This is a genomic window from Alteromonas sp. S005 (genome assembly GCF_036864475.1).
GTDB lineage: Bacteria > Pseudomonadota > Gammaproteobacteria > Enterobacterales > Alteromonadaceae > Alteromonas.
Window position 1 is genome coordinate 22,984 of the sequence record NZ_JAZETN010000019.1, and the last position, 26,041, is coordinate 49,024.

Genomic DNA, 26,041 nt, shown 5'->3' on the forward strand with positions numbered 1-26,041 from the left:
GATCGTATCGAAAGCAAATGCTGCTATTTACTCTTGCTGCTAATTACTCTTCGGAGCTTTGTTATTGAGCTGTCTGGTTACGCATTTGTCTACGTCTTTCCCACGCTTTTTTCACTTGAAAGCGCCATACCCAGTTTAACGAAAAGTAACCCGCCAACCCGAAGACCACAGAACAAATACCACAACCAACCAGAAAAGCGGGCCCAATGGTGTTAATGCTTTCTACCACCCACTGCCAGCTGAATTGGAATTCAAAATGCTCAGGTTTGGTCCCAAGTACAGTAGTACCGACTTTGTAAGCCCCATAAAATATGGGGGGAATGGTAAATGGATTTGTCACCCAGACTGTTGCGACAGACAAGGGAAGGTTTGCTCGAAAGGGGATAGCTAAACCTGCGGAAAGCCACATTTGAAACGGCACAGGCCAAAACGCAAAAAATAAGCCTATGCCAAACGCGCCAGATGCAGAGCGACGGTTCAGGTGCCATAAATTAGGTTCGTGCAATACGCTACCAAATATTTTTAACGCTTTGTTTTGCTTGATGCTTTGGTGATCTGGCAAAAAACGTCGAATAAATTTCTTAGGCATAAATATCAATGCATCTCGAAAATAAAATCAAAAAAGACAGAAAAAATAACAGCAAATGGGATTGCGCAGCACGGTTTTTCACTAGCAACGTTCACTTACTGTCAATTGCTACGTGAAAACATGGTCAATCGTATCACAATTTGCCTAAGCTGTTTTTGCGTTGGCGCAACTAGTGCGGTTTTATGGCAAAAACTTCCAAGTACCGACACCATGGCGTTGATGATTGCCATATTGGTGATAGCTATTGTTGTCATCTTACTGTTTTCTCTGCAAAAACCTAGGTCCAATAAGACCATTTTTGATGTACAGCTATGTTGTGCAGTGAGTGGCTTGTTACTCGGCTTACTGTGGGTGGCGAGTGTAGGGCATTTTTACTACGCTTGGCAACTGCCCAAGGGTAAAATTCAACAAGATGTCACAATATCGGGGCGAGTTTTATCGGGGGGATGTGTTCCTGGAAAATATAACAATGAAGGCGCTGGGTTTCATTATGTGGTTAGCATTGCGACGGTAAACGATGAAAGCACCGCGACATTTTTAAATAAAGGCATAGCACCGACCCCCTTGGCTGCTGTTTTGCCTTACGCTTTCAACCTTAGTGCTCGCCTTGCTCACAAGCAATACAAGTTTTCGATTAACAGTGTTGAATTAGTAAAAAGTTCACAGCGTAGTTTAGGTAGTGTAATGCAGCTCATAAGATCCCAAGCGTCAGAAAAGCCTGCTGGACTTCAATGTTTGCACAATGGCGACATGTTTACAGCGGTTGTTAAACTTAAACCTGCATACGGTACAGCCAACCCCGTTGGCGCAAGCCGCCAGCAGCAGCTGGTCAGTCAGTTTATTCATGCCACTGGATATATAAAATCTATAGAGCACGATAAAACCGCGCATGAGCATTCATTGCGCTATGACCTTGCGACAACGCTAGAAGCGCAGAATCTCAATAATCTCAACTGGTGGCGGGCGCTACTGCTTGGCGATAAGGCTGGGTTTGCGAAAGACAACTGGGTACTGTTACAACGCACAGGTACTGGGCACATATTTAGTATATCGGGTATGCACTTATCACTTATTGCCGGAATATGCCTACTAGCTTTTACCCCGATAATTTTCATACTCAGACAGGTTTTCGATATATTCGGCAGTGTGCAGTACTTCTTAGCCAGCATAATTAGCCTAAGATTAAAGACAGGTGATGGTAAGAGCAAAACTACTCGACGTTCAAAGCTATTAACTATTAAAGCGCCGATTAGAACCATAGTGCTCTGCTTGCTTGTGGTTATTTGTTTTTTTTACGCGCTGTTAAGCGGAAGTGCCTTGCCCGTTGTGCGAGCGTGGGTTCTTATAGCTATTGGTTGCGCGTTGTCGCTTTCACGTAATGCATGGAGGCCAATAAATATTGCGTTAGCTATGCTGGCGCTAAGCTTGCTGCTTTTCCCGCTTTCAATGTTAAGTGCAAGCTTTTACTTAAGCGTAGGTGCGGTGGTCTGTATTTGGTTCTTGGTAACCACATGGGGGCTACAGCGCTCACCTTGGTATGCGTCGCTAATAAAATTGCAAATAGCGTTAACGCTGATAATGATGCCGCTAACACTCATTTGGTTTGATAGTGCAAGTATTATCGCGCTAGTAGCAAACTTAATTACCTTACCTGTTATAACTTTGCTGCTGCCTGTTTGTTTACTCTCTCTATTGCTGCTTCATTTTATTCATTTCGGGCCAGTCCAAGAATTGGCAAGCGCACTATTTCAAACAAGTGATACCTGTTTGGGATATTTATTGTCATTCTTGAACCAGCTTAGTGGTTTTTCAATAAGCGCATTTGATGCTCACCTAGGTAATGGTGCTACGCTCTGTTTGATTGCTGCTTTTGTTATATTTCTTTTGCCTGCATGGCGCTACAAGAAAGTATGTGTCCTAATTCTGTCCATACCGTTTTTTAGTTTCATTCAAAAATGGTTACCCGTTAATAACGAGCAATGGACGCTTCACGTTTTTGATGCCGGTCAGGCTAGCGCGATTGCTGTAACGAAAGGGAGTAGAGTAATCATTATAGATTCCGGTGCTCAGTTTAACGGTATTGCCCATACAGCGACCGCACATTTGCTGCCTTTTCTTGAAAGTACATATGTCTCAAGCATTGATGTTGTTATTCATACACACGGTGATAATGATCACGCGGGAGGTTTATCTGCGGTTAAGCAGCACAGATTGGCAACACAAGCCAGCTTTCATTCGCCTACCGCGGGATGCGAACGAGGAAAGCGCATCCAATGGCAGAATTTGACCATTGAGTTTTTATGGCCTCCAAAGGGTAATAAACAGGACAATAATGCCATGTCCTGTGTGGTAAAAATTTCTAGTCAGTCTGGCAGCGTATTAATACCTGGTGATATTGAAAAGGCGAGTGAGTACGCCCTGCTCACACGTGAAATAAACACCACTCGCAAAATAACTGGTAATCGTGAAAAAGAAAATAATTCGGCAACAGCAAGAGTGTCATTACCGAACTTTTCACATTTGCGTGCTGACATTCTTATCGCGCCCCATCATGGTAGCAAGACTTCATCTACAGATATCTTTATTGAGCATGTTGCACCTGAGGCTGTGATCTTTACCCAAGGTTTCGAGAATCGCTGGCAGTTTCCGGCAAGTGAAGTGGTTACGCGATACAAGCATCATAAAGTAAAGCAGTATTTAACCAGTTATCACGGCTATGTAAGGGCAACGTTTACTCGAGGCGGTTATCATATAGATACCCATCGAGAAACCTTGCATAAGCGCTGGTATTTACGAGGGATAAGCCCGCGACATTTAGAAGCGCAACCTTTGCTCATCGATAACTAGCACATCAAAAGCCGGCACCTTAAAAGCTAGCTCCGAGCCTCCGAGAATACTAAGCAACAAAGCTAATTGGCTAAAACACGTATATTCAGCAAAACCTTTAAATAATCGTTAAGTGGCCACACATTGTTCAGTTAGTTGGCAGACTAACCAATTTTGCCTCTATATTAGTGAATTAGAGTGAGAACGAGTACAATACTCTTAACGCGTTTTCGTAAACGTTTTAAACAGGTTAAAAAAACTACATGCAACAAGCCGACAACTCGGATTATCAAATTAAGCGCTTTTTACAGTATTTGAAAGCGTATAAAGTGCCTTTCGTATTTGCCATTATCGGTATGATTGGTTATTCCGCGGTAGATACTTTTGTATTTTCTCAGCTTCAGCCAATGATTGATGAATCACTAGGTAATAACGATAAAGACTATCTTCGGATGGCTGCATATGCCATCGTTCCATTGTTTTTATTGCGCGGGGTCTTTAATTTCTTAGGCAGCTACACATTAAACTGGATTGGTGCCCAGGTTGTTATGCGCATGCGCCAACAGCTGTTTGATAAATACATCCATTTACCCGTGTCATTCCACGACAATCACGCGGTTGGCGGGCTTATCAGTAAGGTCACTTATGATACAGAGCAAGTAGCTAACGCATCTGGAAAGGCGTTGTTAACGCTTGTCAGAGAAGGCGCGCTGGTTATTGGTTTGCTGTGCGTCATGTTCTATTACTCTTGGCAGCTTTCGCTTATTTTTCTCTTGATTGGTCCTATCGTGGCGGTCATTGTATCTATTGTCAGTAAACGTTTTCGCATCGTAAGCAAAAGCATACAAAAATCAATGGGCAACCTTACGTCTTCAGTAGAACAGGCGGTTAAAGGTCACAAAGTTGTGATCATGTTTGGCGGCCAAGAAATAGAACAAAAGCGCTTCAAACAAAAAAACAACCACAATCGCCAGCAGTCGATGAAGCTTCATGTGACCTCTATATTAAGCGTATCGTCCATTCAAGTTATTGCGTCAATAGCACTTGCTGTTGTTCTGTTTATAGCCAGTACGCCGGGCATGCTAGAAAAGCTTACGGCTGGTGTATTTATCAACGTGGTATTTTGTATGGTAATGCTGTTAAAACCTCTAAAACAGCTCACTACCATTAACAACCAATTCCAAAAAGGCATGGCAGCGTGTGCCAGTATATTTGAGATTCTTGATGAAGATGATGAAGAAGACAAAGGTAAAGCAAAGGTTGAACGGGCCACAGGTAAGATTGAATTCGACGATGTAACCTTTTCTTACCCGGGCAAACAGACACCTGCATTGTCAAACGTGAGTTTTAAAGCTAACCCCGGCCAATCAATTGCTCTAGTAGGGCGTTCGGGAAGTGGTAAATCGACAATCTCATCGTTACTTACGCGTTTTTATGTACCGCAAGAAGGTGAAATACGCCTAGACGACAAGCCGCTTAACGATATTGACCTAAAAAATCTGCGAGCCCAGTTTGCCGTCGTTTCACAAAATGTAACGCTATTTAACGATTCTATTGCGAACAACATTGCTTATGGTGCGCGAGAGAACGTAACGCGAAAAGATATTGAGAATGCCGCTAAGATGGCCCATGTTGAAGAGTTCTTATCGAACCTACCAGATGGTTTAGACACGGTTATCGGTGAAAATGGCCTTATGCTTTCGGGTGGGCAGCGACAGCGTATTGCTATTGCTCGGGCCATCCTTGCCGAAGCGCCCATTCTGATTTTGGACGAGGCGACTTCTGCCCTTGATACTGAGTCTGAGCGCTTAATTCAAGATGCGCTGGAAACGCTGCAAAAACGTTGTACCAGTATTGTTGTGGCGCACCGCTTATCTACCATCGAAAATGCAGACTGCATTATGGTGGTTGAGCAGGGCCGAATCCTGGAGAAAGGTAAACATAATGAGCTGCTTGAAAAGGGCGGCCATTACGCACAACTACACGCACTGCAATTTGGTGAAGCTAAGTGAGTCAAGTGCAAAGTAAAACCAAGCACGATCAGTGGTATTTTGGCCATCCGTTAGTGTGGCTTCTCTCACCGCTTGCGCTAATGTTTTACTTTGTCTCAGCAACCCGACGTTTATTATTCAAAGTAGGCCTTAAAAAAGCTTACAAAGCGAGTGCGCCTGTCATCGTAGTTGGCAACATTTCGGTAGGTGGAAACGGTAAAACTCCGGTTGTGTTGGCGTTAGCCGATTACTATCAAAAACAAGGTGTAAAGGTTGGTATTTTAAGTCGAGGATATGGCGCTAAGTCGCCGTTTTATCCGCGATTAGTTAACGGCGAGGACGATGCTTCTGAGGTAGGTGATGAGCCCCGCTTGTTAGCTATAAGGAGCCAATGTGACGTAGTTATTGACCCTGTACGCGCACGCGGAGCCGCTTACTTAAGTGACGAGCTGCAGTGTGATTTAATTATCTGTGATGACGGTCTTCAGCATTATGCACTTCATCGAGATGTTGAAGTTGTGGTAATGGATGACAGAAAAGTGGGCAGCGGTTTTTTGTTACCAATGGGGCCATTACGTGAAGGACAATGGCGTTTAAATACTGTTGATGCGTTAATCCATAACAGCCGTTCAATGCCAACATTCAATAATGCCGTAGCGCCTCAATATTTGGTGACGTTAGTCGCAGGGGATTTTACCTGTGTTGCTAACAGAGTGAAAACCACAACGCTTGAAGAGATTAAAAAAGTGCCGTGCAGCGCAATTGCTGGAATCGGTTCTCCGCAACGCTTTTTCTCTCAGCTTAAAGAAATTGGTATTCAACTTTCTTCTGCCACTCCATTGGCTGATCATCATGCTATAACGCCTTCAGATATACCCAATGGCAGAGTGTTAATGACGGAAAAAGATGCGGTAAAAGCGGCACCTTTCGCTCACGACGATTGCTGGTTTTTACCCGTTACCGCTCATTTGGCGCCAGATTTTTTTAATTTAGTAAACGTAAAACTTGCCAAAGCAGGTTTAAAGATTCACCAAAACGGACAGGAATAATAACAATGGCCTTTGATAAGAAGCTTTTAGAAGTTTTGGCTTGCCCAGTGTGTAAGGGAAAATTAGTACTTAGTGAAGACAACACCCAGTTAATTTGCCGATTCGACCGGTTGGCTTTTGATATAAAAGATGGCATCCCTGTACTTATTGAAAGTAAAGCAACTGCAATGTCGTTAGACGAAGTAGACGCAACGCGCTAACAAAACGTTTAATTAAGTGGTAAGTAGGGGGCAAATAAAAGTTATGTCATTTACAGTTGTGATACCCGCTCGGTATGGCTCAAGCCGGTTTCCAGGCAAACCTTTAGCGTTAATTGGCAAAAAGCCAATGATTCAACACGTCGTTGAGCGTGCTAAGGAGGCTGGCGCCGATAACATCATAGTGGCAACCGACGATGAGCGTATTCAAAACGTTGTGGCCGGTTTTGCCAAGGTCTGTATGACGTCTGTTAATCATCAGTCAGGAACTGAGCGTATTGCCGAGGTAGTGGAAAAAGAAGGCATTGACAGCGCTACTATTGTGGTTAATGTTCAGGGCGATGAACCTTTTATACCTGCAGAAAATATCAGACAGGTTGCCGACAACCTTGCTAATGCGCCTCAGTGTCAAATGGCTACACTGTCTACGCCAATCGAAAGTGTTGAAGACGTCTTTAATCCTAATATCGTAAAGGTATTGGTGAATGAAAAGGGTGAGTCAATCTACTTCTCGCGTTCTCCCATTCCCTTTGAGCGGGATCACATGATGGCGAACCCACAATCTGCAAACACGTCGTTGTACAAACGCCACATAGGTATTTATGCCTACCGCGCTCAATACATTAAGCAATATGTGGCGTATGCACCTAGTTCGCTAGAACAAATAGAGTCATTAGAGCAGCTACGTGCTATATGGTATGGCGATAAAATTCACTGTGAAGTTGCGATAGCGCCGCCTCCCGTTGGAATTGATACTCCAGAAGATCTAGAACGCCTTTTGAAGACTATAAAATAGCAAGAAATGAGTGCTGAAATAGGGCTTGGTGCTTAACTTTACTAAGCGATAGGTCTTAACGAATCAGCCACTTCTTGTAAAAGGTTAGTGAAACCTTTTTAGAGCATATACATTATAACAAGGGAACCGTTATGAACGTAGTAATTACCGGTGGCAATAGAGGCATAGGCCTTGCGCTTACCAAGCAATATAAAGCACGCGGCGCTAAGGTTTATGCCACATGTCGTAATAGCTGTGATGAGCTAAACAGTGCAGGTGTGAACATCATTAAAGGTGTAGATGTATCTCAACCTGAGACATTGGCTGAAAAGCTTACCCCTTTGATGGACATCGACATTGATTTGCTTATTAACAATGCTGGTGTACTTGGACGTGAAAGCCTTGATGACTGGGACCCAAACACTATCGACTACCAGTTTCGTGTTAACGCGATGGGGCCACTTCTAGTTACGCAAACACTGCTGCCTGCAATGGCGCAGGAAAGCAAAATCGCGTTAATCACCAGCCGCATGGGGTCAATGGCTGACAATGGTTCAGGCGGTTATTACGGCTATCGAATGTCCAAAGCTGCGCTAAATGCAGCGGGTGTTTCTATGGCCAATGACTTAAAGCCTCAAGGAATTGCCGTAGGTATCTTCCACCCTGGGTTCGTGCAGACTGAAATGGTAAATGGAGCAGGGGATATCGACGCTGATACGTGCGCCGAACGCTTATCGCAAAGAATAGATGAGCTAAATGTATCTAACGCCGGTCGCTTTATTCATTCAAATGGTGAAGTATTGCCTTGGTAAGCTCATTGCTAGCTTGCCACGAACTTAAACGTAAACGAACTATAATAAAAGAGTGCTTATAACTAAGTGCTCTTTTACCTTTCAACTACGTCTTCGTATTGAGTCTTAGATCGCTAGCGCGTTAGATTATATCTGTCAATAATCTGCTCAATAGACCCGTCCTTTAAACGAGCGCTAAGGGCATCATTAAACTCTGGGAATAGCGACGCACATTTTGATTTGGCAGAGATAGCGAAATGCACTTTGTTTGATGATATAGCCGACTGACTTAATTGCATGCCATCGTTCTCTCGCGCGTTCAAGTGGCTGAGTGCTGCGCTTTGTGGTGAAACAGCGTAGTCAGCACGATGTCGACGTATCATTTCATACATCTTATCGTGGTCTTTAACTTCGATAATTTTCAAGTTTAATCTAATGCTATCGAACTTTTCACCTAAGCTTATACCTCGTGGCACTACACCAATATATTGCGTAAGTGCGTTAAGCGAAATCTCAGTACCTCGTGTTTGCACCAATGAGGGCGAGAGCACAAGGTATACCTCATCTGTTGCGAACGATGAGGTGATAAGCCACTTTCGACTTCGGGTTTCGTTCCAATAGTTGCCCGCCAGAATATCAAGTTCACCCGCGTCGAGTTTAGATTCAATGCGTTTCCAAGGTAATCCGGTTTCTATTTTTAGTGTGACGCCCAAATCCTGCGATAATAGCGTTAAGACGTCAAAGGCTATCCCCGTGGCTTTTAATTTTCCATCAAACTCGTTAAAGGCGTATGGAAACCACTGCTGTGCTCCCGCGGTTCGTAAAGCTTTACACTCTGTGCTGGCAAGTGCATGAAGACTGAACACACTAGTTAAAATGAGTAATATGCCAAACGACAAGATGTAGTGAGATAAATGCTTCGGTTTGGAGTAGGGGAACATTGCCATATTTTATTTGCGTCCACAGAAGACGGCGTTGATTGTGCTACTTCTTTAGTTATGTATAGGGTCTGTTATACATAAAACCCTATCGACTGGCAATTAGCCGATAGGGTAACAAAAGTAACGAATAAATGAGTTGTTAGTAGAGACCGCTTTTAATTCGAAAGTTACAGTGCGGGATCTGCGTCTTCTTCTTCATCCTGATCTTCAGACAGTACGGCCCATACATCGTGTTCGTTGGCGTGAATAACTTCAGCCCATACACGATCGCCCGGTTTTACGTCATAAACGCCGTTTAAATGAACTAGGCCGTCAACTTCTGGCGCATCTGCGTAAGTACGACCAACTGCACCTTCTGCATCAACACTGTCAATGACTACTTGATATTCGTTGCCAATTCTAGCTTGTAAACGAGCTTTGCTGATTTCGCCCTGAACTTCCATAAAGCGCGCAAGGCGTGCTTGTTTGATATCTTCTGGTACTGGGTCAGGTAAGTCGTTTGCTTTTGCACCTTCAACGGGGGAATAGGCAAAAGCGCCAACGCGATCAAGCTGGGCCTCACGAAGGAAATCCAATAGTTCTTCAAACTCTTCTTCTGTTTCGCCCGGAAAGCCAACAATAAATGTTGAGCGAATGACAAGCGACGGGCACTGCTCGCGCCATTTCTTAACGCGTTCAAGCACGCGCTCGGCACTGCCTGGGCGCTTCATTAATTTAAGGATGCGTTTATTGGCGTGTTGGAAGGGGATATCTAAGTACGGAAGAATTTTACCTTCGTTCATTAGCGGAATAAGATCATCAACGTGTGGGTAGGGATATACATAATGTAAACGGACCCAAATACCCATTTCACCAAGCTTCTCACACAGTTGCTGCATATGTGCTTTAACTGGCATGCCGTTCCAGAAACCCGTTCTGTGCTTAACATCAACACCATAGGCGCTGGTATCTTGTGAAATAACCAATAGCTCTTTCACGCCGGCTTCTTTTAGACGCTTGGCTTCATCAAGCACGTTGCCCACTGGGCGGCTGACTAAGTCACCGCGCATAGAAGGTATGATGCAGAACGTACAACGGTGGTTACAACCTTCTGAAATCTTCAGATAAGCATAGTGACGCGGCGTTAATTTTACGCCGTGGTCAGGAATAAGGTCTTCAAATGGATTATGCTGTGGCTTTGGAAGATGATCGTGTACTTGTTCAACTACCGTTTCGTAGGCGTGAGGACCAGTGATCGCTAACACGTTCGGGTGTAGCTCTCTTATTTCGTCTTCTTTAACACCTAAGCAGCCAGTTACGATGACTTTACCGTTTTCTTTAAGCGCTTCACCAATGGTATCTAGCGACTCTTCAACCGCAGCATCAATAAAGCCACAGGTGTTAACGATAACCAAATCGGCATCGTTGTAGGTAGGCACCACGTCATAACCCTCGGTGCGAAGTTGAGTAAGAATACGCTCAGAATCAACTAAGTTCTTAGGGCAACCTAAGCTAACAAAACCAATTCTGCTGCCACTGCTCTGTTGCGAAGGTTTGTTGTCACTTAATACCTTCACTGGCGTTTCTAGCGTGGTGGTTTTATTTACTACTTTGTTTGGATTAAACGTTTCTACTGTCATCTAAAATATCACCTGGAAAATGACTGAGCTTAAAATGGCCGCGGATTATACAGGAAAACATGCGTTTTCGCAGTATATATGTTTAGCGTTGACGATATAAGTCGTTAGCGCATGCTTAAAATAGCGCTTTGAAAAAAGTTCTAAGAGAGCAAGAAACGCAAAAGGGATAGGTAAAAGCGTTAAAGCGACAATTATAAGGTTTAAAAAAGCGTTGTTTACCCCCACGTTAGACACGTCTCGGAAATTAACACCATCAGAACTCACTCTTTTTTGAAGATTTAAAGTTGAAAACATAAAAGTGAAAATATGCTTAAATTACCGCTAGCTTTTTATGATGAGTCAGGGAGAATTCTGCCGCCCCGTTGGCTCTATAGCGTGCTAATCCTCCTTTGCATCGATTGGTTAGCGTTTATATTTTCGCTTGCTTCACGTACCCAAACCAGTGAATTACTCGCATTTTTTTACCCGCAAAAAGAAACATTAGGGTTAGGGCTTGCAGCTAGTCTACCTGTGTTAATTGCTTTATCTCTAGTTAGTCAGCGGGATCGCTTGTGGAAAAAAGGGTACCTTGCATGGCGTAAATGGGTTGTTCCATTGGCACAATTAGGTGTGCTGGCACTCTTGAGCGTGCAACTATACTACGCTATGCATCACCACTGGGGTTTTGAATTTATTACAGGTGTGAAAATTGTTTATTACAGTATTGCTTTATACGCTATTTCCAAGAGTCGCCATTTGAAGTGGATGGTTGAGGATTGGGAAACGCCCAATCCTTGAAAGTATGGTTTCTAAGAGCCAATAACCGATAGCAACAACCTAGAGAGGAGCTAATCGAGAGAGCCACCAACCATGTAGCTCAATCACGCTGGGGTTAAATTAAGTACAAGGCCAATAAATATTTAGTGGCTACCTAAGTGATTACCCAGCGCTTGTTCATAATAAGAATTAACGCTTATTTGACTATCGTTGACCAGCCTTTCGTAGCAAATACCTGCTAATGCATAGGTATTTTCACCAACCTTCAGAAATACGGATGGCGCTTTTGGATTAGATTGGTCGTAAATCCACTGTCCATCTAGCTGCGCCTTTAAAATTTCACCGACATAAGCGCCGAAAATATTGCAAATGGTGAAGACAGCTTCGTCTTCTAACGCTAAATCATGATATTTATCCACAAAGCTAAGTAAAATATCATCTACCAATGTGACGCTATCAGGTGAGTTGTCGAGTACAATTTCGAACTCATCAGCTGCAGTAGCTACAGCGTCCTTCGCGCAATCGGCCATTAATTTATTGAGTTCATCAGGTGACATTTTGTTCTCCTTCTCACCAGTGCTTTTAATACACCAAGTTAACGCTTAAAAAGCCCTTAGGACAAGGTGTTATATGTTTTTAACTATTGTGCGTAAGTTATCGGCTAAAGTCTATTTTTGTCCAGTTAATCTATTAATTACACTTGCAGCAGCGAACATACCAAATGTGGCGGTTACCGTCACTACAGCACCAAATCCGCCAGCACAGTCAAGTCGTGTGCCGCCTTCCATCGCAGATTTGTTGTAGCAAACCGAACCGTCTGGCTGTGGATAGCGCAATTGCTCTGTAGAATAAATACACTCGACCCCGAAGCGGCGTTTTGGATTTTTACTGAAATTATAGTTACGCCGAAGTTCGCTGCGCAGCTTTGCAGCCAGTGGATCTTGCGTTGTTTTAGCTAAGTCGCCCTTAGTCACTTGTGTGGGATCGATCTGACCGCCAGCACCGCCAACGGTAACAATGGGAATTTTATTTCGTTTACAGTGCGCAATCATCGCCGCTTTAGCACGAATACTGTCGGTAGCATCGACCACAGCGTGCATTTCTTTCGTTAGCAGGGTAGCTGTATTTTCAGGCGTAACGAAATCTTCAACACATATCACCTTACAAGCTGGGTTTATCAAGCTAATCCGAGCTGCAATTGCGTCGACTTTTGCTTCTCCGATGGTGTCTGAAAGCGCATGTATTTGTCGGTTAGTGTTCGTCACGCACACATCGTCCAAATCAATGAGCGTAATAGTGCCAACGCCTGAACGGGCAAGTGCTTCGGCAGTCCAACTTCCTACACCGCCAATACCAACTACGGCCACGTGACTATTGGCTAAATTATTAGTTTGCTGCGCGCCATACAAGCGCACGATACCACCTAAACGAGGGTCATCAGACATGCTTCACTTCACTTAAAAATAAACTAACACAGGCGTGTGCTAACGTAAGAAATATGCAAACACGCTAGCAGGGCGCGCATCATCTCAAAAATGAACACTAAAGATCAATACACTCCAGTTTTTTCGAATAATAAATCCGATTTTAAGCAACATACGTTCTACCCTTTACATGTTTAAATGAATTCACCGTTGAGTGATAAATTGAAAAGGCAGAAGCATATGGGCTTACTCGTTGATGGAAAATGGCAAGACAAGTGGTACGACACCAGTAAGAACGGTGGCAAATTTGAGCGTCAGGCATCTAAGTTTCGTGACTCTATTAGCAATAGCGAAGACGCAACCTTTCCCGTTGAGTCAGGCCGCTATCACCTTTACGTTTCTCTTGCCTGTCCATGGGCGCACAGAGCGCTTATATTTAGAAAGCTAAAGGAATTAGAGGCGCATATTGATGTTTCCGTAGTTCATCCTGAAATGCTGAATGAAGGGTGGGAGTTTAAAGATTATCCGGGGTCGACGGGAGATAAGCTTTACGGTTTTGATTACGCGCACCAAATTTATACTAAAGCAAAGCCCGAAATAACAACTCGCGTTACGGTTCCAATTCTGTGGGATAAACAAACTGAAACCATCGTCAATAACGAATCAGCTGAGATTATTCGTATTTTTAATAGTGGGTTTAACTCACTAACTAATAATGACGACGATTACTATCCCGAGGCACTACGCGAAGAAATTGATACCATCAATAACATGGTGTATCACGACATTAACAACGGTGTGTATAAAGCCGGGTTTGCAACAACGCAAGAGGCTTATGAAGAGGCAGTCACTGTATTGTTTGACTCGCTGGACCGAGTCGAAGAAAGGTTAAGTAAACAACGCTATTTAGTTGGTGAACAAATTACGGAAGCTGACTGGCGATTATTTACTACGCTCATTCGGTTTGACGCTGTCTACCACGGTCACTTTAAATGCAATAAAAAGCAAATTTCAGACTATCCAAATATTTACGGGTACATGAGAGAGCTTTATCAAGTTTCGGGTATTGCTGAGACAGTCAACTTTGACCATATCAAACGACACTATTACTACAGCCATACAATGATTAACCCTACGCAAGTCATTCCTGTTGGGCCAGAGCAAGATCTTATGGCGCCTCATGGACGCGATAAAATGAAAAGTTAAAAGACCAAAACGCGAAACTCGAAGTAGAGATTGAAGGTCGAAGATTAAGGTATATACACATAATGTCAGTTGAAGTGAACGAACAAAAGACGATAGAAAAAGTGGTAACAGGTATGCCAACCAGTGATGGAGCGGGCGTGTCTCTAACCCGTATTATTGGGCAACCTGATCTACCTCGGCTCGACCCCTTTCTCATGTTAGATTTTTTTGGTTCAGATAATCCGGGTGAATACATTGCTGGTTTTCCTCCACATCCTCACCGAGGCTTCCAGACAGTAACCTACATGCTCGCAGGTAAAATGCGTCATAAAGACTCTGTTGGCAATGAAGGGGTCATTGAAGCTGGTGGAATACAATGGATGAATGCAGGGCGTGGCATCATTCACGAAGAAATGCCCGAACAGGAAAAGGGTTTGTTACAAGGCTTCCAGCTTTGGGTAAACCTTCCGGCTTCAGAAAAGATGTCGGCGCCAAACTACCAAGACATACAGCCAGATAATGTCCCTACTGTCCGCGTACAAGACGCCGAAGTGAAAGTGTTAGCCGGTGAAGTTAATGGCGTTGAAGGGCCAGTTAGGACGACAGCGGTTGCGCCCACCTTTTTAGACGTTTCGATAAAAAGCGGAAGTGCAGATATTGCCATGAGCCCGGATGAAGCTGCTTTCATCTATGTATATGAGGGTAGAGTGGTCGTTAACGAAGGCACTCAAAGCACAGGAACTATTGTTTCACAGGGAGAACTAGGCGTGTTGTCACATCATGGTGAGCAGCTTTTCGTATCTTCTGAAGCGAAATGCAAGTTTATAGTGGTCTCAGGTAAACCTATTAACGAGCCTGTGGTCCAATATGGACCTTTTGTAATGAATACTCAGCAGGAAATTATTCAGGCATTTAATGATTACCAAAGCGGTTCATTAGCGAAGTAGATACAGGGTTTGTCTGTCTTAATTCGACTATCGGTGATTGTCTGCGCAAACTGGTATTGCGCTGATATTTTAACCAATGCCGCTATATTAGTTTCAGCAAGGAGCTGCACTGCCAATGCACTTTGAAAGCGTCGCTGAAAAAACAACCCCGCTTCTGAAAAAGTCCTTATCAAGAGTGGTTTTAATCCTACGCTGTGCTTTCGCCAAAAGTATCAACATCAAGGCACTCTTCATAACAGTATCTACTTCGAACTCGCGCTATAAGCTCATTGATGCTACACCGGGATAGCCAAATCCTGGGCTATTTAAATTGAAATAGTAATTCACTCCCTCAAGTGATTTAATATCAGTAATTCTAATACCAGTCCGCGCCTTCTGAGTGGGGAATGATATATACGGGTTGGTATAATCACATATTTTTCTCTCTTACGGCAAAAACAAAGGTGCGATGTGCGCTTTTAAGTCGTAAAAGAAGGTAATGTAATCATAAATAGTTAAAACACAGGGAATTTCGATCTAGATGGCAACCCCAATTACCTGCTTTAAAGCATACGATATTCGTGGCGAATTAAACTCACAGCTAACCGAAGATGTAGCGTATCGAATTGGCTATGCTTTTGCGCAAGAATTAAATGCAAAGACTGTTGTTGTTGGTAGTGATGTGCGTCTTACGTCAACACCATTAAAATTAGCGCTAAGCGCGGGCCTTATCGATGCCGGTGCAACCGTGACTGATATTGGCATGGCAGGGACAGAAGAAATTTACTTCGCTACCAAACACCTTGGCGTTGATGGTGGTATTGAAGTAACGGCAAGTCATAACCCCATTAATTACAATGGCATGAAACTGGTGAAGTCAGGCTCTGTGCCAATTAGCGGTGACACAGGGCTCAACGCAATCAAAGAAAAAGCGGAAGCCTTAGAAGAGAGTTTTGTGTCAGAGCGATTAGCACACTACACGGAGGGGGCGATAATCGACGCTGACGCGTTCTTTAATGGTACGGCTCACGTAAAAGAAAACAAGCTTACTGAAACCGAACAATATGCGGTTAAGTCGTGCATGTCTGACTACGTGTCTCACATGCTATCTTATGTCAATCTAAGCAATTTCACGCCGCTAAAAGTGGTGGTTAATGCTGGTAACGGCGCGGCAGGCCCTGCGCTTGACGCCATTGAAAAAGCAATGAAAGTGCAGGGTGTACCGATTGAGTTTGTAAAAGTGCATCACAATGCAGATGGTACATTTCCAAACGGCATACCTAACCCGTTGCTACCTGAAAACCGTGCTGACACCGCTGACGCTGTTAAAGCGTCAGGTGCTGACTTCGGTATTGCTTGGGATGGTGATTTTGATCGCTGCTTCTTGTTTGACGCAGACGGAGAATTTATTGAAGGGTATTACATTGTTGGCTTGTTAGCTGAAGCCTTTATCGAGAAAAATACCGACAGCAAAATCATTTATGACCCACGCGTGTACTGGAATACTGAAGATATCGTAACGAATGCAGGCGGTACACCTATCAAATCTAAAACAGGCCATGCGTTCATTAAAGAACGTATGCGTAAAGAAGATGCTGTTTATGGTGGAGAAATGAGCGCACATCACTATTTTAGAGATTTTGCTTACTGTGATTCAGGTATGATCCCCTGGTTATTGATTGCCGAATTGGTATGCGTGAAAAAGCAAACACTCGCAAGCATGGTTAAAGAGCGTATTCAGGCTTTCCCTTCGTCAGGCGAAATTAACAGCAAACTAAAAGATGCTGACGCTGCACTTGAGCGCGTTACGAGTAAGTACCAGCCCCTCGCTAGCGTCATCGATACAACTGATGGGTTAGGGTTAGAATTCGACACATGGCGCTTTAACTTGCGTAAATCGAATACCGAACCAGTAATTCGATTAAATGTTGAAAGTAAAGGCAACATTGCGCTAATGGAGCAGAAAACAGAAGAGTTACTTTCGCTTATTCGCGCTGAATAGTAGTTACATTGTTCTTAACAAGAAACTTAATAAGTGAAGGCGGTAATGTTAAAAGTTACCGCCTTTCTTATTTTTATTAGAGGTGCGCTAAAAAACAATTAGATCAATAGCTTGGTGTGGTTATGCGTAACTTTAAAGTGGGCGCACAGACAACCTGCTACCCAATGCACCTGATACACAATTGGTTTTTAGCACTTCACTAGAGCTGAGATAAGAGTTGTAAGCGACATACACTTCTAGCTAGGTTTAGTGCTAAACGAGCAAATAAATCATCCATGCGTGACAGATAACGACTACGCTAGTCAATCCCATTCGCAGACTGACATAGCTCACAATCTGCTCTTTAGGAAGGCTGAGGGTAAACTTGTCATAAATGAGTACAGCGACATAGCTTAGTGATAAAACACCAAACACCTTAACATCGTGTGAGAACACCAAACATAGCCACCCAATAATGGTAGGCAACATTGCTATAAGCATTTGCTTATCATATCGCTGGCTGCTTACAGAGTCCCACCAATGAATACCGCCAAAGAAAGATAACAGCACAGCAGAGTATTGAACAAAGTAAACAGCACTTTGTGTTAGTGATAACAAGTTAAGCTGATAAGCCAGTGGCATAGCAACAAAAGGAATAAGACCGGCGATACCTAAAAAAACCGCAGAGTAGGGCATGGTTGTTCCTTAACGGTGGTTTGTATAAACAAAAATAGCGCCATGAAGGCGCTATTTTTACTATTAAGCGTAATACTTAGTTCAGTGTTACCTGAATTATTACTTAATTGGCGTGTACTTACGCTGATTGTGACCAGTGTATAGCTGACGAGGACGACCAATCTTTTGTTTAGGGTCGCTCATCATTTCATGCCAGTGTGAAATCCAGCCTACTGTACGAGATAGGGCAAAGATACACGTAAACATGTTGGTAGGAATACCAATTGCCTTAAGCACGATACCTGAGTAGAAGTCTACGTTCGGGAACAGTTTCTTCTCTGCAAAGTATGGGTCGCTCAACGCAATCTTTTCAAGTTCCATTGCTACTTCTAGTAGTGGATCTTTAACGTTAAGCTCGCTTAGTACTTCGTGACAGCTTTCACGCATTACCGTAGCACGAGGGTCGTGATTTTTGTAAACGCGGTGACCAAAGCCCATAAGACGGAACGGGTCGCTCTTGTCTTTTGCACGAGCAATAAACTCTGGAATGCGGTCTACAGTACCGATTTCTTCTAGCATGTTAAGACATGCTTCGTTCGCGCCGCCGTGAGCAGGGCCCCAAAGTGATGCAACACCTGCAGAAATACATGCATATGGGTTTGCACCAGAAGAACCAGCTAGACGTACGGTAGACGTTGACGCATTCTGTTCGTGGTCAGCGTGAAGCGTAAAGATACGGTCCATTGCGCGCTCAACAGCTGGGCTGATTTGATATTCTTCTGCTGGTACAGAGAACATCATGTTCAGGAAGTTAGCTGCGTAGCTTAGGTCATTGCGTGGATAAACGAATGGCTGGCCAATATTGTACTTGTAACACATCGCCACAAGCGTTGGCATCTTAGCGATTAGACGATGCGCGCTGCGAATGCGCTGCTCTTCATTAGAAACGTCTAAATCACTGTGGTAGAACGAAGACATAGCGCCTACGGTACCGCATAGCATTGCCATTGGGTGTGCGTCGTTGCGGAAACCGTGGAAGAACATGTTAATTTGTTCGTGTACCATGGTGTGACGAGTAATCGTCTCTTTAAACTCTTCGTACTGTTCTTTTGTTGGTGCATCACCGTGAAGAAGCATGTGACAAACTTCTAAGTAGTCTGCATCACGCGCTAATTCTTCGATAGGGAAACCGCGGTGTAATAAAACACCTTGAGCGCCATCAATGTAGGTAATTGAAGACTCGCAAGATCCTGTCGCCATAAAACCTGGGTCGTACGTGAAGTAACCGTGTTGGCCTAACGTACGGACATCGATTACATCTTGTCCTTCGGTGCCAGACAAGATAGGAAGCTCGATTTCCTTACCGCCGGCTTTAAGAATGGCTTTCTGATCTGCCATAAAATGCTCTCCTCAGAATGGTTCTGTTTGCAGCGAAAACGGACGAAAATGTCCGCTTCGTTGGGAAAAGTGGGCGTATTTGTACTTTATTATGTACCAACAAGTCAATTTAATTGCATATTTGAACAATAAATATTCTGAATTGCGTAAAAAAATACTAGCAATAAAGTCACATTCGATTAACTCGTTGGGAAATCACTTTGCCCGATACAGTGCAATTATCGATGGCTTTTAGCTAAAGGTAAACCACCGATTAATAAATATATTAACAGGTCAGATTAAAAAGTAACCTTTTCATGGGGAATAATTACGCATACAGATTAAAAGTGCTTAATTTCTTATTGATATGCATAGTTATTCCAATTAGCTACTGATAAACTTTTAAAAACTGTAATTGCACTCGTCATAACGGGTTGCGCCCAATTTTGATCTTTTTTTTAGCAAAATAATTATCATTAAAGTGCATATAGCGACTAAAGTCTTACTACGGCACAAAAAATTGTAATTATATACTACGCTGGATATACTCAGCGGTGCTTGAGAAACAGAATATTTATTCTGTTACAGGCATTAAAGAATAATTCACAAATTGTTAACAACTCAGTGGATGAGGCAATTAACAGGTTAAAAATCGAATTTACTTACTCAGGACATAATAAAGGTGAGGAATTCATTATCCCCTACGGATTAAACAGGCATACATTGTGAAAAAGCAAAGACCAGTAAATTTAGAACTCAATACTATTAAATTTCCGCCCTCTGCTATTTCGTCAATTCTCCACCGTGTAACCGGTGTTGCAATGTTCTTCGCGCTACTTTTCGTTATTTGGGCGTGGGCAGTATCTGTTCACTCGCCAGAAGGTTTCGCGAACGTACAAGCAATCATGGACGGTTTCCTTGGAAAATTTGTCGCAATTGGCACAGCTTCAGCGCTGACATATCACATTCTAGGCGGCCTAAGACACGTTGTTATGGATTTAGGTCACTGGGAAGAATTAGAGTCGGGTAACACAAGTGCAAAAGCAGTAATCGCACTTTGGGTTGTACTGACCGTAGTATTGGGAGTTGCATTATGGTAACCAACCAAGCAAGCATTAAGCGTGACGGCGTACAAGATTACGTTTCACTTCGCGCTACAGCAGCAATTATTTTCGCGTACTCGGTTTTCATGGCGTGGTTTTTCATCACCACAGATAACCTGACGTTTATCGAATGGCGAGGTTTGTTCTCTGGCCTAGCTATGAAAGTTTTCACATTGGCAGCACTAGTAGCAGTGATGATCCACGTGCGCATCGGCCTATGGCAGGTGCTAACAGACTATGTTAAAGCAACAGGTCTGCGCGCAGGACTACAATATATACTAAATATCATCGCGTTCGGCTATGTAGCTGTTGGCCTATTCGTACTGTGGGGAGTGTAAAATGAGTTTACCCGTTCACGAGTTTGATGCAGTTGTAATTGGTGCAGGCGGTGCAGGTATGCGCGCGGCGCTACAGATTTCAGAATCTGGTAAATCATGCGCACTGTTGTCTAAAGTATTTCCAACCCGTTCTCATACTGTGTCTGCACAGGGTGGTATTACCGTAGCATTAGGTAATTCACACGAAGATAACTGGGAATGGCACATGTATGACACCGTAAAGGGGTCAGATTACATCGGTGACCAAGACGCTATCGAGTACATGTGTAAAACTGGCCCAGAAGCCATCATTGAGATGGAGAATATGGGCCTACCTTTCTCTCGCTTTGAGAATGGCAAAATCTATCAACGTCCTTTTGGTGGTCAGTCAAAGAACTTTGGCGGCGAGCAGGGCGCACGTACAGCAGCAGCAGCTGACCGTACCGGTCATGCGCTACTTCACCTTCTTTACCAACAAAACGTAAAGAATAAGACTAAAGTATTCTCTGAGTGGTATGCACTAGACTTAGTTAAAAACCAAGACGGTGACGTAGTTGGTTGTACGGCAATCGACATTGAAACCGGTGAAGTAGTTTACTTTAAGTCTCGCGCTGTTGTTTTAGCAACAGGCGGTGCTGGCCGAATCTACGCATCTACTACAAACGCACACATCAATACCGGTGACGGTGTTGGTATGGCACTACGTGCAGGCGTTGCGGTTCAAGATATGGAAATGTGGCAGTTCCACCCAACGGGTATCGCTGGCGCAGGCACATTGGTAACAGAAGGTTGTCGTGGTGAAGGTGGTTACCTTCTAAACAAAGACGGCGAGCGCTTCATGGAACGTTATGCACCTAACGCGAAAGACCTAGCTGGTCGTGATGTTGTTGCACGTTCAATGATGACAGAAATCCGTGAAGGTCGTGGTTGTGAAGGCCCGTGGGGTACACACATTAAGCTTAAGCTTGACCACCTTGGTAAGGACGTTCTTGAATCTCGTCTACCAGGTATCCTCGAACTTTCACGTACATTCGCACACGTCGACCCAGTGAAAGAGCCGATTCCGGTAATTCCTACCTGTCACTACATGATGGGTGGTATTCCTACAAACGTAGACGGCCAGTGCTTAACAGTTGACGAAAATGGCAACGACAAAGTGGTAAACGGTTTATTTGCTTGTGGTGAAATTGCCTGTGTATCAGTACACGGTGCGAACCGTCTTGGCGGTAACTCACTACTTGACCTTGTTGTATTCGGTCGTGCAACTGGTTTACACCTTGGTAAGACATTATCTGAAATGGCACCAACACGCGATGCGTCTGAGTCTGACCTAGAAGCCTCAATGACACGTTTCAACCGTTGGGAAAATTCAGAGAAAGGAAAGGGCGAAGACCCTGTTCAAATTAAGAAAGACTTGCAAGAATGCATGCAGCTTAACTTCTCAGTATTCCGTGAAGGTGAAGCCATGGCGGAAGGTCTTAAGGAACTTGGCGAAATTCGCGAGCGTCTTAAGCATGCACGCCTTGACGATAAGAGCTCAGACTTCAATACTCAACGTATTGAGTGCCTAGAGCTTGATAACCTAATGGAAACCGCGTACAGCACTGCAGTGGCAGCGAACTTCAGAACGGAAAGCCGTGGTGCACACAGCCGCTTCGACTTCCCGGACCGTGACGATGACAACTGGTTATGCCACAGCATCTACGATCCGAATACTGATAAAATGATTAAACGTGAAGTGAATATGGCGCCTAAGCTTAGGGAAGCATTCCCGCCTAAAGTGCGTTCATATTAAGAGAGGCAACGATCATGCAATTAACTTTTTCGATTTATCGTTACAACCCTGAAGTAGATGCGAAGCCTCGCATGCAAGACTACACTCTAGAAGTAGAGGAAGGTCAAGACATGATGGTGCTAGACGCGCTACTTGCACTTAAAGAGCAGGATCCGACGCTTTCTTTCCGTCGTTCTTGTCGTGAAGGTGTATGTGGTTCAGACGGTGTAAACATGAATGGCAAGAATGGCCTTGCATGTATTACTCCGTTATCAGCCCTAGGCAAAGGTAAAATTGTTGTACGTCCACTTCCTGGTCTACCAGTAGTACGTGACCTTGTAGTAGACATGACTCAGTTCTACACTCAATACGAGAAGATTAAGCCATTCTTAATCAACGACAGCAAGCAGCCGCCTGCGCGCGAGCACTTACAGTCGCCTGAAGAGCGTGCGAAGCTTGATGGTCTATACGAGTGTATTCTTTGTGCTTGTTGTTCAACATCATGCCCATCATTCTGGTGGAATCCAGATAAGTTCATTGGTCCTGCGGGTCTTCTTCACGCATATCGCTTCCTTATTGATAGTCGCGATACTGCAACTGAAGAACGTCTTAACGACCTTGATGATGCATTCAGCGTATTCCGCTGTCACGGTATCATGAACTGTGTGAGTGTATGTCCTAAAGGCTTAAACCCAACAAAAGCAATAGGCCAAATCAAGTCTATGCTTTTACAACGGGCTGTTTAGTACTATATTCTGATAACTTCTTTTAGTTACAGAAAGTGATGCTCTAAATAGCCATCCCAAAAGGATGGCTATTTTTTTATATATTAGCTGTTATAACACTTGGTTATGCCGAGAATAACCTTATAATACTCATTGATTGTTAACTAGATTTTATAAAACGTAGCAAGGCAAATTAAATGCAAGAAAGCGTGATGAAAGCGTGGTGGGATTCCTCGCACATGGCAGGTGCCAACGCTGCCTATGTTGAAGAGTTGTATGAAACCTATTTAGAAGACCCTCAAAGCGTCTCTGAAAATTGGCGACAAATCTTCGATAACCTCCCCAAAGTCGATGGCGTAGAGTTAGAAACCAATCATACAACTATCAAAAATCAGTTTAGGCAACTTGCTGCGTTAGGGCCCACAGCCCGCATGTCTAGCCCGTCTGTGCCTTCGGCGAATGTTTCAGACGATAGGCAAGTTAAAGTTCTCCAGTTAATCAACGCATATCGTTTCCGCGGTCATCAGCACGCTAATTTAGACCCACTTGGTCTTTGGAAGCAGGCTCGTGTACGCGACTTAGAATTGTCTCACCACAGCCTTTCTGAACAGGATTTTGATTCAGTATTCAATGTAGGTTCTTATGCCATTGGTAAAGAGTCTATGCCGCTAGGTGAGCTGTTTAAATCTCTTAACCGCACATACTGTGGTTCTATCGGTGCAGAGTACATGCACATCACCGATACCGAACAGAAGCGTTGGTTACAGCAAAAGATTGAATCAGTTCAAGCCAAACCAGAAATCTCACGCGATGAAAAATTAGGCATTCTTAAAGGTCTAACCGCAGCTGATGGTATGGAAAAATACTTGGGCTCTAAATTCCCAGGTGCGAAGCGTTTCTCGCTAGAAGGTGGTGACGCGCTTATTCCTATGCTGAAAGGTCTTATCACTAAAGCCGGTACAGCAGGTACTAAAGAAGTTGTTATCGGTATGGCCCACCGCGGTCGTTTGAACGTGTTGGTTAACGTTCTTGGTAAAAACCCGTCTGTTCTGTTTGATGAATTCTCAGGTAAGCACGATGACTCGCTAGGTGCGGGTGATGTTAAATATCACGCAGGTTTCTCTTCAGACTTTGCGACTCCAGGCGGCAATGTTCACTTAGCACTAGCGTTTAACCCATCTCACCTTGAGATTGTAAATCCTGTAGTTATGGGTTCTGTACGTGCACGTCTTGCGCGTCGCAATGATGACACGAATACAGTACTGCCTATCACTATTCACGGTGACTCAGCAATTGCTGGTCAGGGTGTAGTACAAGAAACCTTCAACATGTCGCAAACTCGCGGCTTTGCTGTAGGCGGTACGGTTCGTATTGTGGTAAATAACCAAGTTGGTTTCACCACCTCTAAGACTGAAGATACACGCTCTACGCAATACTGTACTGATATCGCGAAGATGGTACAGGCACCGATTTTCCACGTGAACTCAGACGATCCAGAAGCGGTTGCCTTTGTTACACAGCTTGCGCTTGAATATCGCAATAAGTTTAAGAAAGACGTAGTAATTGACCTAGTTTGTTACCGTCGTCATGGACACAACGAAGCGGACGAGCCAAATGCTACGCAGCCGTTGATGTACCAAAAAATTAAAAAGCACCCAGTTCCACGAGCGCTTTATGCTGATCAGCTAATTGCTGAAGGCGTTATTGAGCAACGTGATGCTGATCGCTACCTTGAAGAATATCGCGAAGCGCTAGATCACGGTGCATGCGTTGTTGAAGAATGGCGTCCGATGACAGAGCACAGTGTAGACTGGTCTCCGTATCTAGGTCACGACTGGGATACACCATACGACGGCGCGCTTTCAGTTGAGAAGCTTAAAGAGTTGGGTGAATCAATCACCACTATTCCTGAAGATCACAAGCTTCAGTCTCGTGTTAACAAGCTTTACCAAGACCGTAAAGCTATGGTAGCGGGTGAGAAAAAGCTTGATTGGGGTATGGCTGAAAACTTAGCTTACGCTACTCTTGTTGATGCAGGCGAAGATATTCGTATTACAGGTCAAGATTCTGGCCGTGGTACTTTCTTCCACCGCCACGCGGTATTACACAATCAAAAAGACGCATCTACGTACATGCCTCTACAACATATTCGCGAAGGTCAGGGTGAGATTGAAATTTACGACTCTGTGCTTTCGGAAGAAGCAGTAATGGCATTTGAGTATGGTTATGCGACAGCAGAGCCTACATGTCTGACTATTTGGGAAGCCCAGTTTGGTGACTTCGCTAACGGTGCGCAGGTTGTTTTTGATCAGTTCTTAAGTTCAGGTGAAGCTAAGTGGGGTCGCCTATGCGGCTTAACAGTGTTACTTCCACACGGCTATGAAGGTCAAGGCCCTGAGCATAGTTCTGCACGTCTTGAGCGTTTTCTTCAAATGTGTGCTGACCATAACTGGCAGGTGTGCGTACCATCGACACCAGCACAGGTATACAACATGCTTCGTCGTCAAGTTGTTCGCCCAATGCGTAAACCTCTTATTGTTATGTCGCCTAAGTCATTGTTGCGTCATCCAATGGCGGTATCATCGTTAGAGGAATTAGCAGAAGGTAAATTCCATAACGTCATCGGTGAAATTGACGATATCGATCCCAAGAACGTCAAGCGCGTTGTTATGTGCTCTGGCAAGGTTTACTACGATTTGTTAGACCAGCGCCGTAAAAATGAGCAAACAGACGTTGCAATCATTCGTTTGGAGCAACTTTATCCATTCCCACAAGAAGAATGCGCTAAAGTTGTGGCACAATACAGCCATGTAAAAGATTGGGTTTGGTGTCAAGAAGAGCCTCAAAACCAAGGCGCTTGGTACTGTAGCCAACACCACTTCTGGCAAGCAATTCCAGATGGTGCAAAATTAACATATGCAGGTCGTGATGCATCCTCGTCACCTGCAGTAGGTTATGTATCCGTTCACAACCAGCAACAGAAAGCCCTGGTTGAAAACGCACTCACAATTAAATAAGGA

The 26,041-nt window shown here is 44.0% G+C and carries 22 protein-coding genes; 15 read left to right on the plus strand and 7 right to left on the minus strand.

Annotation, left to right across the window (positions count from 1 at the left end):
- Positions 1–61 precede the first annotated feature (61 nt).
- Positions 62–589, minus strand: a complete 528-nt coding sequence (locus V7R55_RS17405; protein WP_179983377.1) for a DUF2062 domain-containing protein — start codon at positions 587–589, stop codon at positions 62–64.
- A gap of 210 nt (positions 590–799) precedes the next feature.
- Between V7R55_RS17405 and V7R55_RS17410 the strand changes: the two genes are divergently transcribed.
- The 6 genes from V7R55_RS17410 to V7R55_RS17435 all read left to right on the plus strand — a co-directional run bounded on the left by V7R55_RS17410 (position 800) and on the right by V7R55_RS17435 (position 8,239).
- Positions 800–3,436: a ComEC/Rec2 family competence protein gene (locus tag V7R55_RS17410; RefSeq protein ID WP_438823606.1), complete on the plus strand. Its 2,637-nt coding sequence runs from the start codon at positions 800–802 to the stop codon at positions 3,434–3,436.
- A gap of 242 nt (positions 3,437–3,678) precedes the next feature.
- Positions 3,679–5,427 carry a lipid A export permease/ATP-binding protein MsbA gene (msbA, locus tag V7R55_RS17415; protein WP_334060519.1) on the plus strand — a complete coding sequence of 583 codons (1,749 nt, stop codon included), beginning with the start codon at positions 3,679–3,681 and terminating at the stop codon, positions 5,425–5,427.
- Positions 5,424–6,455 (plus strand): tetraacyldisaccharide 4'-kinase, encoded by a 1,032-nt coding sequence (gene lpxK / locus V7R55_RS17420; protein WP_334060520.1) that lies wholly within the window; start codon positions 5,424–5,426, stop codon positions 6,453–6,455. The genes msbA and lpxK overlap by 4 nt, the downstream gene beginning before the upstream one ends.
- 5 nt (positions 6,456–6,460) lie before the next feature.
- Entirely contained in the window at positions 6,461–6,655 is a 195-nt protein-coding gene (locus tag V7R55_RS17425; protein WP_334060521.1) for a Trm112 family protein, read from the plus strand.
- A 43-nt stretch (positions 6,656–6,698) separates the two neighbouring features.
- Positions 6,699–7,448: a 3-deoxy-manno-octulosonate cytidylyltransferase gene (gene kdsB / locus V7R55_RS17430; RefSeq protein WP_334060522.1), complete on the plus strand. Its 750-nt coding sequence runs from the start codon at positions 6,699–6,701 to the stop codon at positions 7,446–7,448.
- Between the two features lie 131 nt (positions 7,449–7,579).
- A complete protein-coding gene (locus tag V7R55_RS17435; RefSeq protein ID WP_334060523.1) occupies positions 7,580–8,239 on the plus strand; it encodes an SDR family oxidoreductase in 660 nt (219 codons plus the stop codon).
- Positions 8,240–8,352: 113 nt separating this feature from the next.
- Here V7R55_RS17435 and V7R55_RS17440 read toward each other — a convergent pair whose 3' ends face one another.
- Both V7R55_RS17440 and rimO read right to left on the minus strand, forming a co-directional pair.
- Entirely contained in the window at positions 8,353–9,165 is an 813-nt protein-coding gene (locus V7R55_RS17440) for a substrate-binding periplasmic protein (protein WP_334060524.1), read from the minus strand.
- A 161-nt stretch (positions 9,166–9,326) separates the two neighbouring features.
- On the minus strand, positions 9,327–10,778 hold the full coding sequence (gene rimO, locus V7R55_RS17445; RefSeq protein ID WP_334060525.1) for a 30S ribosomal protein S12 methylthiotransferase RimO: 1,452 nt from the start codon (positions 10,776–10,778) through the stop codon (positions 9,327–9,329).
- Between the two features lie 306 nt (positions 10,779–11,084).
- Between rimO and V7R55_RS17450 the strand changes: the two genes are divergently transcribed.
- Positions 11,085–11,555: a DUF2919 family protein gene (locus V7R55_RS17450; protein WP_334060526.1), complete on the plus strand. Its 471-nt coding sequence runs from the start codon at positions 11,085–11,087 to the stop codon at positions 11,553–11,555.
- A gap of 122 nt (positions 11,556–11,677) precedes the next feature.
- On the opposite strand, the gene V7R55_RS17455 is transcribed toward V7R55_RS17450, so the two are convergent.
- Entirely contained in the window at positions 11,678–12,091 is a 414-nt protein-coding gene (locus V7R55_RS17455; RefSeq protein ID WP_334060527.1) for a hypothetical protein, read from the minus strand.
- 111 nt (positions 12,092–12,202) lie between these two features.
- Positions 12,203–12,979 carry a tRNA cyclic N6-threonylcarbamoyladenosine(37) synthase TcdA gene (tcdA, locus tag V7R55_RS17460; RefSeq protein WP_334060528.1) on the minus strand — a complete coding sequence of 259 codons (777 nt, stop codon included), beginning with the start codon at positions 12,977–12,979 and terminating at the stop codon, positions 12,203–12,205.
- Positions 12,980–13,198: 219 nt separating this feature from the next.
- Between tcdA and V7R55_RS17465 the strand changes: the two genes are divergently transcribed.
- The 3 genes from V7R55_RS17465 (at position 13,199) to V7R55_RS17475 (ending at position 17,071) form a co-directional block, all read left to right on the plus strand.
- Positions 13,199–14,164, plus strand: a complete 966-nt coding sequence (locus V7R55_RS17465) for a glutathione S-transferase family protein (protein WP_334060529.1) — start codon at positions 13,199–13,201, stop codon at positions 14,162–14,164.
- A 62-nt stretch (positions 14,165–14,226) separates the two neighbouring features.
- Positions 14,227–15,090, plus strand: a complete 864-nt coding sequence (locus V7R55_RS17470) for a pirin family protein (protein WP_334060530.1) — start codon at positions 14,227–14,229, stop codon at positions 15,088–15,090.
- Between the two features lie 520 nt (positions 15,091–15,610).
- Positions 15,611–17,071 carry a phosphomannomutase CpsG gene (locus tag V7R55_RS17475; RefSeq protein WP_334060531.1) on the plus strand — a complete coding sequence of 487 codons (1,461 nt, stop codon included), beginning with the start codon at positions 15,611–15,613 and terminating at the stop codon, positions 17,069–17,071.
- 252 nt (positions 17,072–17,323) lie between these two features.
- Here the strand turns inward: V7R55_RS17475 and V7R55_RS17480 are convergent, their stop codons facing one another.
- Both V7R55_RS17480 and V7R55_RS17485 read right to left on the minus strand, forming a co-directional pair.
- On the minus strand, positions 17,324–17,746 hold the full coding sequence (locus V7R55_RS17480) for a DUF3429 domain-containing protein (protein ID WP_334060532.1): 423 nt from the start codon (positions 17,744–17,746) through the stop codon (positions 17,324–17,326).
- A 99-nt stretch (positions 17,747–17,845) separates the two neighbouring features.
- Positions 17,846–19,123: a citrate synthase gene (locus V7R55_RS17485; RefSeq protein WP_118494947.1), complete on the minus strand. Its 1,278-nt coding sequence runs from the start codon at positions 19,121–19,123 to the stop codon at positions 17,846–17,848.
- Positions 19,124–19,827: 704 nt separating this feature from the next.
- On the opposite strand from V7R55_RS17485, the gene sdhC reads away from it, so the two are divergent.
- From sdhC to V7R55_RS17510, 5 genes are all read left to right on the plus strand, one after another.
- Entirely contained in the window at positions 19,828–20,202 is a 375-nt protein-coding gene (gene sdhC / locus V7R55_RS17490) for a succinate dehydrogenase, cytochrome b556 subunit (RefSeq protein WP_071814724.1), read from the plus strand.
- Positions 20,196–20,543 (plus strand): succinate dehydrogenase, hydrophobic membrane anchor protein, encoded by a 348-nt coding sequence (sdhD, locus tag V7R55_RS17495; protein WP_159579156.1) that lies wholly within the window; start codon positions 20,196–20,198, stop codon positions 20,541–20,543. The genes sdhC and sdhD overlap by 7 nt, the downstream gene beginning before the upstream one ends.
- Position 20,544: 1 nt before the next feature.
- On the plus strand, positions 20,545–22,317 hold the full coding sequence (gene sdhA / locus V7R55_RS17500; RefSeq protein WP_334060533.1) for a succinate dehydrogenase flavoprotein subunit: 1,773 nt from the start codon (positions 20,545–20,547) through the stop codon (positions 22,315–22,317).
- Positions 22,318–22,331: 14 nt separating this feature from the next.
- A complete protein-coding gene (locus V7R55_RS17505) occupies positions 22,332–23,042 on the plus strand; it encodes a succinate dehydrogenase iron-sulfur subunit (protein WP_012518362.1) in 711 nt (236 codons plus the stop codon).
- 176 nt (positions 23,043–23,218) lie between these two features.
- Positions 23,219–26,038, plus strand: coding sequence for a 2-oxoglutarate dehydrogenase E1 component (locus tag V7R55_RS17510; RefSeq protein ID WP_334060534.1), 2,820 nt, complete (start codon positions 23,219–23,221; stop codon positions 26,036–26,038).
- The last annotated feature ends 3 nt before the right edge of the window (positions 26,039–26,041 follow it).